The 13,851-nt window shown below is 52.3% G+C and carries 7 protein-coding genes; 3 read left to right on the top strand and 4 right to left on the bottom strand.

Annotation, left to right across the window (positions count from 1 at the left end; genetic code table 11):
• Nucleotides 1–11: 11 nt before the first annotated feature.
• Nucleotides 12–926 carry a DnaJ C-terminal domain-containing protein gene (locus F7231_RS06625; RefSeq protein ID WP_166691354.1) on the bottom strand — a complete coding sequence of 305 codons (915 nt, stop codon included), beginning with the start codon at nucleotides 924–926 and terminating at the stop codon, nucleotides 12–14.
• 70 nt (nucleotides 927–996) lie between these two features.
• Here F7231_RS06625 and F7231_RS06620 point away from each other — a divergent pair, with 70 nt between their 5' ends.
• Together F7231_RS06620 and F7231_RS06615 are read left to right on the top strand one after the other, a co-directional pair.
• Nucleotides 997–1,506: a VOC family protein gene (locus tag F7231_RS06620; RefSeq protein ID WP_085412283.1), complete on the top strand. Its 510-nt coding sequence runs from the start codon at nucleotides 997–999 to the stop codon at nucleotides 1,504–1,506.
• 87 nt (nucleotides 1,507–1,593) lie between these two features.
• Nucleotides 1,594–2,718 carry an SMP-30/gluconolactonase/LRE family protein gene (locus F7231_RS06615; RefSeq protein WP_166691353.1) on the top strand — a complete coding sequence of 375 codons (1,125 nt, stop codon included), beginning with the start codon at nucleotides 1,594–1,596 and terminating at the stop codon, nucleotides 2,716–2,718.
• A 13-nt stretch (nucleotides 2,719–2,731) separates the two neighbouring features.
• On the opposite strand, the gene F7231_RS06610 is transcribed toward F7231_RS06615, so the two are convergent.
• Nucleotides 2,732–3,307, bottom strand: a complete 576-nt coding sequence (locus tag F7231_RS06610; protein ID WP_085412284.1) for an RNA polymerase sigma factor — start codon at nucleotides 3,305–3,307, stop codon at nucleotides 2,732–2,734.
• 302 nt (nucleotides 3,308–3,609) lie between these two features.
• On the opposite strand from F7231_RS06610, the gene F7231_RS27590 reads away from it, so the two are divergent.
• Nucleotides 3,610–7,905, top strand: coding sequence for a hybrid sensor histidine kinase/response regulator transcription factor (locus tag F7231_RS27590; protein WP_166691352.1), 4,296 nt, complete (start codon nucleotides 3,610–3,612; stop codon nucleotides 7,903–7,905).
• Between the two features lie 65 nt (nucleotides 7,906–7,970).
• Here the strand turns inward: F7231_RS27590 and F7231_RS06600 are convergent, their stop codons facing one another.
• Both F7231_RS06600 and F7231_RS06595 read right to left on the bottom strand, forming a co-directional pair.
• Complete coding sequence (locus tag F7231_RS06600; RefSeq protein WP_085412286.1) at nucleotides 7,971–8,567, bottom strand: 3-keto-disaccharide hydrolase; 597 nt, start codon at nucleotides 8,565–8,567, stop codon at nucleotides 7,971–7,973.
• Nucleotides 8,568–8,660: 93 nt separating this feature from the next.
• Nucleotides 8,661–13,835: a hypothetical protein gene (locus F7231_RS06595; protein ID WP_166691351.1), complete on the bottom strand. Its 5,175-nt coding sequence runs from the start codon at nucleotides 13,833–13,835 to the stop codon at nucleotides 8,661–8,663.
• Nucleotides 13,836–13,851 lie beyond the last annotated feature (16 nt).

Genomic DNA, 13,851 nt, shown 5'->3' with positions numbered 1-13,851 from the left:
AATCAGTTTTATTAGCGGTTCAGGGCTTTAGCCAATAGATCTTTCTGTTCATCGGTCAGGTTGGTTGGTAGTTTTACCTGCCATTGTACGTAGAGGTCACCAAACGTGTTATCCTGTCGATACACCGGGAAGCCTTTTCCTTTCAATCGCACTTTGGTGCCGGGCTGCGTTTCTGGCTTCACGGGTACCTTCACCTGACCAGATAGCGTCTCTACCACCTTATCGCCGCCCAATAAAGCCGTTGCCAGGTCAATCTCTTCGGTTATGTGTAAATCGTTGCCCTGCCGTTTATACCGGGGATCGGCATCTACCGAGAAGGTCAGATACAGGTCGCCATTAGGTCCTCCATTTACACCGGGTGCACCGTAACCAGCCAGCTTTATTTTCTGACCGTTCTCAACACCAGCATAGATCGTAATGCCTATCGTTTTGCCGTTAACCGTCAGTGACTGCTTGTGGGTAGTATAAGCATCGCGCAGACTGAGTCGCAGTTCGGCTTCATAGTCTTGCCCGCGGTAGCGCGCCTGTCCACGACTACTACCCTGCGCCCGGCTGTCAGTCCCAAACATCGAGGCAAAGAAGTCAGAGAATTCATCGCCCCCGAAGCCTTCTGAATAGGTGTAGCCGCTGCCATTACCAGCCCGCTGGTAAGCCCCGCCGTACTGGGTACGTTGCTGGCGGGCTTGTTCAAACTGCTCGGCATGCTGCCAGTCTTTGCCATACTGATCATACTTCTTGCGTTTATCAGGATCGCTCAGCACCTCATTGGCTTCATTGAGCTGCTGAAATTTTTTGCTGGCTTCCAGGTCGTTCGGATTCAGGTCCGGGTGAAGCTTACGGGCTAGTTTACGGTACGCTTTTTTGATTTCGTCTTCTGAAGCCGTCTTCTCAACGCCCAATACTTTATAGTAATCTATGTAGTCCATCGCTTATAAATGAGTCAGTATACGTGTTACGCTGTAGAAACGTAAATGAACTGGTTAAGGTTACCGGATTATGACGACACCCTACACGATTCCGGCCCAGACGCGTATTGGGCATATTCATCTGAAAGTAGCTGACCTGAAACGGGCGATGGCTTTTTACTGTGATCTACTAGGCTTTGAACTGGTCACCATGTATGGCGATCAGGCGGCGTTTGTTTCGGCTGGGGGGTACCATCATCACATTGGGCTCAATACCTGGCAGAGCAAAGGAGCCCCACCGGCACCTGTGCGGTCGGCGGGGTTGTTTCATACGGCTATTCTGTACCCGACCCGCCGTGATCTGGCTGTGGCGCTACAGCGGCTAATCGACGCAAACTACCCTATTACCGGTGCGTCGGACCACGGGGTGTCTGAGGCGATCTACCTGAACGACCCTGACCAAAACGGAGTAGAACTGTACTGGGATCGTCCGCGGGAAGAGTGGCCACTGACAGCCGACGGGCAGATTGAGATGTACACCCGGTCGCTCGATGTGCACGCGCTGCTTGCTACTCAACAGCAACAGCAGCAACAACAATGATCGGGTTGCTTAAGGCCTGTATATAAGCCTTTTCAACAAAGTCGGTTCTATCCTGTTTACGCCTTGATTGATAAACTCAACGTAAACATGATTCGCTATTTCCTTTTGGGCTGTATTGGGCTGGGCCTTATGGCTCGTTGCCAGCAAAAAAAGACGGATACTACCACTGAAACTACCTCGACAGTATCTGTAACAGCCACCGACAACGGGTCGACCATTGGAAATCCTGTGTTGCTGACAACATTACCCGACAAGTACAACACGCCCGACGGATTGGCGCTGGCTCCCGACGGAACGATCTATCTGTCGGCGCCTAACCTGGCCGACAATACGTACCCAGGCGTGCTGTTGAAAATCGTTGGCGACTCGGTTCAATTCGTGAGTGAGCTGCCCATCCACCCTGACACCAAACATGCCTGCCCGATGGATCTGGCAGTTGGTCCCGACGGTAATCTCTATTACTCCGAAAATCAGTACGAGAATAGCAAAGACTACAAGTCGCGGCTAATGCGCATCAGTATGAAAGGCGGTAAAGTGGGGGAGATAAAGCCTGTGGTGACGGGGTTGGGTTTAGGCAACGCAGTGGTTTGGAAAGGCAACACGATTTATGTGACCGATAGCCAGTGGGATATGCCTGGCGACACCACGGACAGCGCTATTTTTCGCTTTACGCTTGATGAACTGACCAAGGCTTCGGCCGGTGCGCCCATTATGTTGAAACCAAAAACAATGGACCCGCACGTACTGACGACATTTACAACTACCGTCAACGAAACAGGTCTTGACAACGGTGCCGATGGCCTGGATTACGATAGTGAGGGAAATCTGTATACCGGTAGCTTTGGCGATGGCACGTTGTACAAAGTCAGCCTGAAACCCGATGGTACGTTTGCGTCGAAAGAAGTACTCAAAGTGAGTAAGACGATCTCGTGCGTCGATGGGCTTATCATCGACCGGGCTACCAATACCATGTATCTCTGCAACTCACGTGAAAATGCGATTATGACGGTTGCGTTAGCCAACGGTACTGTATCCACACTCGCGCAGAACGGCGATACGGACGGCCAAAACGGGCGTCTGGATCAACCTGCTGAAGTACTGCTGGTCGGAAAGCGGCTATACATCAGCAATTACGACAAACCAGATAAGCACTTCGTCAACAAAAACGCAGACGACGTGCATACGATGTCGTACATCAGCTTAGGTCAGTAAGCTACTTAACCGCCTATTCTTCATCAATGTCTAGCTGCTGTCTGTAGAGTGCACCAGCTAATTCCCGGGCTCGCTTAATTCTCATCTTCACAGCACTGGGGGTCAGTCCCTGGTGGATGGCGATGTCATTGATTGAGATTCCTCGTCCATACTTATTATAGAGCAGTTCGCGCTGCATAACGGGTAGCTGATTGATCATACGCTCATAGGCATGATGCGTGACTGACTCTTCGGTCACCGTTATCAAGGACGATCCGTAGGTGAGCTGAATCTCATAACTACACCAAAGTGCCTGCTCGCGTTTTTTTCTCCGTAGCTGATCCAGGCAGTAATTAGTTACCATTGAACGAAGCCAGGTAGTAAACTGCGCCTCACCCCGATATCCCTTCAGCTTCTGCATTAGACGCAAGAAAATCTCCTGCACAAAATCGTCTGCATCGTCTGCATTATTTGTGTAAGTAAGGCACTGTTGATACACACGTTGACGATGGCGTGTGTAAAGTTGCGTGAAGTACTGATGATCGGCAGTGCAGAGATAAAGTCTGATCAGTTCCTGATCCGAGACCTGAACCTCAACTAGTGTGGGCATATTTTGAAAAGAAAGCTGGCTGGTCGTAGACGGCAGTAAATAAAAGGCTGAGATGGTATTTTCTCCGTTAAGAAGTGTACGCTAAGTGGTCTAGATCTAACCATCCGGAAATAGAGTATTTAGGAAAAAATCGCTTGCACAAGCAAGCGATAAAGACGAGGGAGATCTAGTATCTATATGGTTACAAATAACAGGATAAACAATGTCCCCAATTCGGCCAATATAGTCCCCGATTTGGCCAAAATGGCCACGTAATCTGCTACTTATTGAGTAGTTTTACAGCTCAAAAAAGTAACTGAGCATTGAGTCAGCTACGTGTATATACTCGCCACTTTCTGGTAGTTTGCATACTGATAGCTTGCTTTTGGAGAACGGTAGCTAGTAACGCGCAGCCTGTTCCGCCAATTGCACGTTATACTGCGCCACCTTATGTTGTTCAGGTACGTCATTTTTCCGTTGAGGAAGGTCTTCCTAACCGAACAGTTACTAGCACAAGTCAGGATGCGCAAGGATTTGTGTGGATCGGTACGCTGAATAATGCGTATCGGTTCGATGGAAGCCATTTTGTTCCGTTACCTTCCCTTCCTCGCCCTTCGCCGGGCCAATTGCCTATCTATATTGAGCGGATGAGCACCGATAAAACGGGCGCCCTCTGGCTATTTAAAGCCCGCTCGAACCGTGACCAGTGGATAGAGCGGTGGAACTCTGATGAAAAAAAATTGACGCCTTTCACGGTTCGGCTGCCGACTGCTACCGATGGGGCGCATTTTTTACCCGCTGATGTTATAGGAAAGCGGGGAATGTCAACTACGCCTGCGACCCCGCTGGTGATTTTTCAGGAGAACGGCCGGGTTTATTTCCGCAACGACAAGGGGAAGCTGATTTTTCTCAATCCATTATCAGCACCTACCAGGCTCAGCTCAGTAGCAGTGACCTCAAAAGGAACGATGCTGGTTTCGCAAAGCGACGTAAACTTCACTCACCCCTCACTGATCGAACTGGACTCGACCGGACGGGTGCTTCGTCGCTCCTCAATGCCTAAGTTGCTGCGGCCCGTATGTACCGATGCAAACGGTGGGATCTATTTGATGCATGTGGTGGAAAGTACTGATAAACCGGCTGTGCTGCCTCGCCTAACGCCGCATGCATTGACCGGATTTCTGTATCGACTGGATACCGATGGCCAGTTGAAGAGCCTGCCAATTACCTTTGATAAGAGCCCTTTTCGTGACTTAGACGCATCAGGGACACACCCTTATTCACTGAAGGAAAATCAGATTGTTTATGATGCTCACCATGACTTGTTCTGGTTTTTGGGCAAAGGGGTTGTCTTTGCCTGGCAACCCGAAAAAGGAATGATTTTCGATCTGGCTGCTTCCGGAATCTCCGTACCTAAAACACCCGCCAGTTTTAGTGGTCTGCGGGTTGATCGAACAGGCGGAGTTTGGTTGGCATCAAGTGATGGCATACTCCTATTCACGCTAACACCCAATCGATTTGCCCGCTACCTCTATCACCCACCCAATACGACAGGTTATTCAGATGCTGCTACCCGGGGTATCATGCAAGTGGGCAAACAACTGTGGGTTAATGCCTTCGACAGTTGGGTTGTTGACTTAACAACCAACCGCAGACAACTGGCGTTACCCAGGCAAACGGTCAGTCAGACAGATTTCCTAAACCAGCAGCCCGTTGCTCTAGCCAGCGAGGAGGCATTATGGGTAGCTTTGAATGATTTGGCACTGGTAAAACCGGCTACACGCTCAATCATCGCGAAATATCCGTTGCAGGGATCGGCCAATCATTGTTGGTCTATTAAGGCTGACGGACGGGGCAACCTATGGCTTGGTTTCAATCATGGCATCAGTTATTTCGATGTTGCCCAGAAGAAAAACCTTACCTTCACTCGGTACAATGCCTGGCCTGAGCTAGCGGCCAACCGGGTTAATGGGTTCTTTCCTGACAAACAAGCCGGAGGAATGTGGGTCGCTTCATCCTCGGGGTTGTATCTGCTCGACACGCTCAAGGGGATTGTAGCCAGATACAGTGTAGAACAGCCTGCTCCCCGTAATCTGCCCTTCAACCACATTACTTATGTGCACGTCGATCCCGACCAGCCAGGAATCTACTGGCTGGCTACGCGTGGTGGCGGACTGGTGCGCTGGGAGCGCGCCACGGGGCATTATCGCCAATTTACAGATGCGGATGGGTTGCTGAATTCAACGCTCTATTGCCTGTTCACCGATCACCCTAACCCCGATCTGCGCCGAGATAAAAACCGGCTCTGGTTCACCACCGATTACGGGCTGGTCAGTTTCAATAAAAAAACAGAGCAGTTACACACGTACCTGCCCAAGGACGGTATCACGCATGAGGAGTTCAACTTTACGTCAAACTACCAGGCTACCGACGGACGGCTCTATTTAGGTGGTTTGAACGGAGTGACCGCGTTTTGGCCGAATCAGATCGAGGAGAGTAGTTCAACAAAGGCCCCATTAGTGGTTACTCAGTTTCAGCAACTGGATGGTCGAACGGGTAACATGACTGACTACACGGCTGACTACAGACCAAACCAACCAATTCAGATTGCCTCCTCGAGTCGTTCATTTTTACTGTCGTTCGCCCTGCTGGATTACCGCTTCCTGGATCAGACTAGGCTGTGGTATCGCATTAGAGGCTGGCAGGATGCCTGGGCACCGCAAAAGCTAACCGACTTGCGCATAAATGGATTACCGCCGGGGAGTTATGAACTCAACGTACGTATTCAAAACCTTAATGGGCAGTGGGTATCCGATATCGTATCTATTCCGCTGGTGGTGCAAAAGCCGATCTACTACCAATGGTGGTTTATGCTGGTATGTCTGTTGCTCTTGGTGGGAGCTACCGTAGCCTTATTCCGGTGGCGTAACCGGTTGTTGGTTGAAGAAACTGTTCGGCTGGAGGCAGAGGTAGCCCACCGAACTGCCCGAATTGAGCGGGACAAAGCCATTATTGAGCAACAAGCCGCCGAACTCCGTGAGAATGCTACCCTGAAATCACGCTTTTTTGCCAACGTAACGCACGAGTTCCGCACCCCGCTAACTTTACTGTTGGGACCGCTAACGTACCTGACTAAACGGAGTACTGACGAAACAGCGCAGCGCCTGCTGGCGACAATGGAACGTAACGCCCGGCAGCTTCAGGAATTGGTGAACGACCTGCTGGGTTTAGGCAAGCTGGAAGCTGGTCAACTTCAACTCGACTCGCAACCAGCCGATCTGAACGTAATTGTTGCCCGCACTGTAGCAGCCTTCAGCACACAGGCAAGTTTTGTGGGAATTGCTATCGACACTGTGGGGATCGACCAGCCAATCGGGATGTTACTGGATGTGCCCAAATTCGAGACGGTGCTCCGAAACCTCATCGCCAATTCCCTTCGTTTCACACCAAGTGGCGGCATCATCACAATTCAAGTGATGGATGCTGCCGATGAGATTCGCTTGTCGGTGAAAGATACCGGCCGGGGAATTCACCCCGATGACCTGCCTCACGTCATTGAACGGTATTACCAGTCAAACCGGGCGAACGTTCCGTTGCAAGGTGGTACGGGTATTGGTCTGGCGATATGTCACGAATACTGTCAGTTATGGCAGGGAGAACTGCATATTGACAGCCAGCTTGGCCAGGGGAGTACGTTTACGATTACCTATCCTAAAGTGCCGGTCTACCTGCCAGAATCTACCCCCGACGTACCTACGACCGACGCTGTGCAGGCTGGTGAACCAACTGCTTTACCGATAGAGCCAGCCCTGAGCAGAGAACGAATCCTGATTGTGGAGGACAACTCCGATATGGCTGCCTATATCCAGATGTTGCTGGCACCGCAGTACGCACATACGTGGTGTAGAAACGGGAGAGAAGCCTTGGCCTGGCTCGAGGGACAGTCCGCCGAAGCAATACCACAACTGATCATGACCGATATGATGATGCCGGAAATGGACGGTATGGCGTTGCTGGCGCAGTTGCGGCAACGTCCTCAGTTACGCCCTATTCCAGTCATAATGCTCACTGCCCGGTTTAGTCAGGAAGTACGATTACAAGCCCTTCAGCTTGGTGTAGCCGACTACCTGACAAAGCCTTTTGATGAAGACGAACTGCTGACAAGAATTCAGAATTTACTCGACCGGGCTCGCGAACGGGAATTCTGGCTAAATCCATCCACAGACGTTGCTTTAGCTGAAGAGCCCACCGAAGTGGAGGTGTCTCCACTGGACAATACCTGGTTACAGACTATCCAGAGTTTGGTCATCGCTAACTTAACTGACAGTCGCTTTCAGGTTACTGACCTGGCCGATGCGTCGAACATGAGCCAACGGCAGTTTTACCGACGGCTGAAGGCAACGACCGGCTTATCACCCATTCAGTTTGTACAGGAAGTGCGGTTACAAACCGCCCACGAATGGATCGAAGAAAATCGCTGTAAGACGGTGAAAGAAGTTGCCCACCGCGTTGGTTTTCAAAAGGTATCGTATTTTTCCCGGCTCTATCAACAGCGCTTTGGCATTTACCCGAGCCTGCGGATCAACGAGCAGAATGATACCGTAACTGAGCCGATATAGCCGGTTACCCGCCGCCTCTGGTCAAGAGCAGTGAGTAACCGGCTATTTTCGTAGAACTAGCTACGTTAGAGCTGCTTTAGCACCAGCTTACGCCAGCGTACTTTGATGCCGCCACCATCATGGATTTGTAAAGCAATGGAACCGTTGGCTGCACCAATTTTAGCATCGTGCAGGTCAACCATTGGTTTACCGTTCAGAAACGTCTGCACATGATCGCCCTCAACCCGCATGCGCAGGGTATTCCATTCGCCCGGTTTCAGAATGGTTTCTTTCTCGGGTGGAATCTGCTCCAGCCAGCCCCGACCATACGATTCATAGATGCCGCCTGTATCATGATCTTTGGGCGCTACTTCGACCTGCCAGCCGCTGATCTTCGTGCCTTCGATCGATGAGCGGAAAAATACGCCGCTGTTGCCGTTGGCTTCCTGTTTAAACTGCACCGAAAGGTCGAAGTCTTTATACGTCTGCTCTGTCGCCAGGTAGCCATACTGTTTGTCAGGGCCGCTTTCGCAGATTAATTCGCCATCGGCTACATACCATTTTTCGGTACCGTAAATTTTCCAGCCGGTGAGGTCTTTACCGTTAAAAAGCGTCACTTTTTTGGCAGGAGCCATAGCCAGAAAGAAACCCGGCAACAGAAAGGCAAACAATAATCGGATCATGTGATGAGCAAATTTTTTAGTTAAGCGCACCTGCTACGAACTGAAGACCGTAGCAGGTGCGCTTACTAAAACAGTGTATCCGGAAGGGCCTACTCAAAAGCCTTCCTTTTCGTCTTCTTTGTCTTTTTTCGGCTCTTTTTTCACTGGCTCTTTCTTGGCAACTACCGTTGCTTTTTTAGCCGTATCGGCCTTGGCGGGTTTGCCCTTCACAACCGCCTGTTTTTTGGTAGCGGCTGTTGGCATACTTGCCGGTTCGGTCGATTCCTCAGCGGCATGTTCAGTGGCTTTTGCTTTGGCCGTGTTGCGGATTGGTGCAGCCTTGGCGCCTTTTGCCGGTTTTTTTGCCGCCGGTGCTACGTCTTCGTCACCACCGAACCCATCCGTTGTTTCCTTGGCTACCGTTGTTTCAGCGGCAGTAGGTTTGGTGCCGGGCTTCGGTTTAGGCTTGGCTGCCGGTTTAGCCCGAACGCGGTATTGGGCTTCATAACGCTCTACAAACAGGGCCTTTTCATCTTCTGTAGCGGGCACCACCTGCAGCGGTGATTTGCTCTTGTTGTTATTCAGTAAAGCCGTCAGTTTATCGTTCGTCTCCTGATCCGACGTGATAATAGCCAATTGACCGCCGCCGTTGCTGCCGGTGGGGTGGTAGTCGTAAAAAGCCCAGACGTCGTCGGAAGCGGCGATGTACAGGCTCAGTTCGTCGCCGTTACCGCCCTTTCTGATCTCAACGTACCCATCCATCTGGGCGTTGATATCCACGTTTTGCAGGTTCGATACCCCCAGTTTGCCCACGCTGTGGAAGGCGTTGAACTTCTCCGACCAGCGCAGGTTTGTGTTAGCCAGCACCAGTGCCTGATTCAGCTTGGGCGAAGCCAGCGCCAGTGAAACGTGCTGGTTCTGCGCTTTGGCCCTGTAGTCATCAACGGCTTTCTGACCGATCAATGGCAGCAGCTTGTCCGACACGCGGTTAAGGTCATCGTCGGCGGCGTCGCTGTTCTGCTCTTCCAGATTACCTTCTACCAGTTTGTTGGCAATGGCGGTGTTGATCTGTTCAGGCACAGCAAAGGTCATCGCCAGCAATGCATTAATCCGGTACGCCGCACTGTCGACATTAACGCGGGCTGATCCGCTGGCGAGCAGGTACGTATTGGGTTTGCTGCTCATCAGGTTCATCGGCCCCCTGAATGTCATGATGCCCTTATCATCGTTGAACAGGAAATTGCTTTCAAAATCGTCCTGCAGGCCCTCCGTTCCGGCTTTGGGGCCAATTACAAACGTCTTCTCTTTCTCATCGTACCGCATTACACCCGTTGCCCGGAAAATGTCATCATCACGGTTGTCTTCTTTGGGTGATAAAAAGGACGGGTAGATGCCGGGGCTGCCGAAACGGCTCTGAATACCCGCCACCAATACCTGTCCACCTTCATTTTTAAGCTTGTCGTCGACTGGAATATCGATTGTTTCCACCACGTTCGCCTTGAACGGAATCCAGCCGCTGATCAGATCGAGCCGTTTTTTAAGCACCGGTTTCACAAAGCCATCGAGTCCCAGGTCTTTCTCGGGGGCTTTCATCATGATATCACCCTTGAACTGCATCTTCGAGGTCAGCATCAACTTATCATTCTCGTCGATATCGGCGCGGGCAACAGTGTAGTAAGTAGTAAGGGGCTGCGCTGGTCCGGCTGCCTTTTTGCGGCTCAGCACTTTCGTTGCTGATTTAGCCGGAGCCGCCGCCACCTTATCGGCCTCCTTAAATTCGAAACTGCCCATTTTGATGGCCGATGTGTCGCCCTTGGCTTTGGCGAACAGGTACGTTGCATCGCCCGAGAATCGGGTACGTGACACGATCTGGATATTTCCGTTCCGTAACCGGTGGAACCGCGATACGGTGTCGAGCTCCAGACGGGCATTGGTGAAGGGCAGCATATCGCCGTTACGCCGCACCGTCACCAGCCCTTTATCGGGGTAAATGCGGGCGTCGGCCGAATTCACGAAAGGCACCCCGCTGATGTTGAGCGTCATCTTGTCGACGTCGTACAGGCCCGCCCCGGCATTAAACGTCAGGCCCTCCTGCTCGTCGCCGGTGGCGGTAAACGTCGACGTTTTTACGTCGCCTTTCATGGCAATCGTTTTGCCTTTGATGTTCCACTGCGCCCGGCTGATATTGGTACGGTAAGCGGCGTACGGAAATTCCATGCTCGAACTCAGCGTATCGTCTACGGCCCGGTTGTCGAGGTTAATCGCCAGGTCCACAAGGCCCTTTACCTGATCAAAATCGACGTCGATACCGTTACCCAGCAGAATTGGCTTGGGCGCCACGCCCTTCACGTCGGCCATCGATTGAATTTTCAGCTTGGCATTATCGGCCAGAAAGCCATCTTTCCCGAACTTGATACTGCCCGATTCCACTTCCGAATCTTGCCGGGTGAGGAGGCCATTGCCGTATAGGCCAGTAGCACGGACGAGCAGGTTGCCTTCTAGTCGCGTGGTCCCGTTGAAGAACGTAAAGCTGTTTTTCTGTGTGTTGATGACCATACTGTCTGACTTAGGCCACCATTTCATGCCGAAGTTGGTCAGGGCTACATTGGGGTAGTAGGTCTGCGACTGGGCAGCCTGTGGTACTACTTTCTGGCCTTTTTTTGGTTTTACCGCTGCTACCTTGGTGGCCTGAGCTTCTACAATCTGCCCCGTTTCGCCGGTGGCAATCAGCGAGTCGGGCATAAACAGGATCTCTTTGGTGGTGAGGGTTGCGGCCAGGTGCGTGAGTTGCCCCGGCGCACGAAGTCCCTTTTTGTCCATCACCAAATCTTCGGTCAGCTTTACCGTCGACGCCGGAACGCCGTAGAGCGGGTAACCTGCCGCCGGGGCTTTGTGGGTAAAGCCCAGCGTTTGGTCAGGCATCGTCTTCAACTCGGTCTGAAACGGCGGGAAGATACCGTCCGAGTGGAACGTACCTACAAATGAAATGTCGCCTTTCCCCACGCTGTCGTTGTCGATGGCCGGAATCTTGAAATACACTTTCCGGTTGTAGCGCCGGTTCCCCCGGTCTTCCTGGTCGAAATACACGGTCATGCCTTCGGGCATTACCAGTCGCTGCGTAGTTTTTTTACCCTTCACCTTGCCCGACTTATTATCAGCAGTAGCAAAGTAGACTGAGCCCGGCTTTTCGTACTTGATGTCGCCCCCGATCTCATCGCTTCGGCCCTGATCGGCCAGTTTTTGCGGTGTAAAAGAGATCGACTCGATCTTGTTCATGTTCAGGGCGAACTTGTCGTAATCAAATGCAAGGTCGATGCCGTTGTAGCGCATATTGCCCGACTTCATCTGCCCCGTAAACACCAGCGAACGCCCTTTACCAATGCGCATTGTTTTGTTGGTCGGCATGCCGTACAGCTTCAGCGAATCGCTGATGGTGAAGCGGTCGACGCCCCGAACGGTCAGGTATTTTTCTTTGCCGGCCAGGTCGATGCTGGCATTCCGCGCCGAGTCGTTGCTGTTGAAATACGACTTGATCTCGAAGTTGTCGTAGTCGCGCTTCTCGTTGTAGGCCAGAATGTAGAGGGCACCTTTGCGGCTCAACCGCAACTCCTTCGTGCGGTCATCCTGTTCCAGATAGCCTTCCAGCAACATCCGGCCGAGCGAACCCCGCAAGGCCTGCGCGTTTACGTTAGGCACCGAACGGGTAATGTCGTCATCAAGGAAGGTCTGTTTCTTCGTTTTGGTGATGTAGTTGCCGATGATCTGCAGCGGGTGGAAGCCATAGTCGGTGGCAATGTCGGAGTAGCGTTCTGGCTGGAAATAATCGAACGACTCCATCCGAACGGGCACTTCGCGCTTGGCGCCAATCTGGTAAAACTCGACTTTCTGCCGGGGTACGTCCCACCGAACGACTTCGGGTAGAATGAAAAATTTGTGGTACGTATCAGAAAACGGTACGCGGCCATAGCCAGTCCGGTCAACGCGGCTCAGGGCGGCAACGCGGGTTGCTTTATCGAACTTGAACTGAATAGCCGGGTGCGTCAGCGAATCGGCCGTATCGATATAGCCGGTGAACTGCGCTACCGGGGCGGTAATCAGCGAATCGCGAAACTCGAACTTACGGCTCGTTGCCTTAAACGCGGTTTTCCCGGCGCGGTCGGCCACGATGAGGGTAGCAGGTTGGCCGTCGGCCGAAGCACCTACCAACTGGAGACCTGCCAGCGCGAGGCCACCTTTGTAGGTGATGCCCGAGCCCAAACCGGGAATAACTTCGTTGTTACGGTACGAGGCAAAGCGCGGATACTGGTCAGGTACGTTGCTGAAACGTTTTTTGCTGAGGTACTCAAATACGCCCAGTACAGGTTTGGCGCCTCTCTCCATCACCAGCGACACATCGTCGGCTATAAGGCGGGGATTCATTGCTACCATACTGTAGTTGGTGAGGGTAACAAACCGGTCGTCTCGGCCCTGCAATGCCCAGGAAAACGTGCCGCCTTTGCCTACCCAGACACCTTCTTTCAGGATAAAATCGCCGGACGTGTTGCTCAGTACGGCCGAATCGCCATTGGCTACGATCGCCAGAAAAGCATTGTTTACCGTGACTACTGCCCCCGTTGCTGCCGGAATGGGTCGGCGCTGAATGGGCTTGTACAGCACCCCAATCTCGCGTGGTTTGGTCGTGTCCAGACCAACGGGTGCATCCCATCCGTCGAAGTTAGATGTGGCTACCGTGGCGGTCTCCGAGCTAACCCCCGATGTGCCTGTAGCTGAACCGGGCGTGGTGGTTGCTGCGTCGATGAAGCGGAATGAGAAGGTGCCGCCCGACAGGTATGTCCGGTTGAACTTGGCAGCATACAATTCGCGATGCTGCAAGAAGCCACGGGCAGCGTCCATCACCCGGGCAAAGGCTTTGGGGTCGTTCAGGGCGAATTGCTTTTCGGCCACCGTCAGCAGGTTGTCAATATCGGGCGCGCTTACGGCTGGCTTAGCGGTGTAAACGATGTGGTACAATGAAGCCAGCAGCGGCGCGAAATGTGTCGCCGGCTGGTACCGTTTCTGGTTCATCTGCCGGCAAAGTACCATCAGCCGGTCGCGTTGCTGCGGTGTCAGGGTCGACTCGCCCCAGAGCGATTCGAACTCTTTTTCGACCTGCAACGACGCTGGCCCACCGGTGGCCATCAGCTTCTGCAAATCGGGCAGAAACTGCTCGGCTTTATCCGACAGTTTTACGTTCTGAGCCCGACCCAGTAAAGGCAGTAAGAGGCAGAGTAAAAAGGCTATACGCTTCATCGTAAAAATAAGTAGT

Origin of the sequence: Fibrivirga algicola (assembly GCF_011742925.1) — a bacterium.
Taxonomy (GTDB): Bacteria; Bacteroidota; Bacteroidia; order Cytophagales; family Spirosomataceae; genus Fibrella; species Fibrella algicola.
This window is presented reverse-complemented; position numbering and strand designations above follow the sequence as displayed.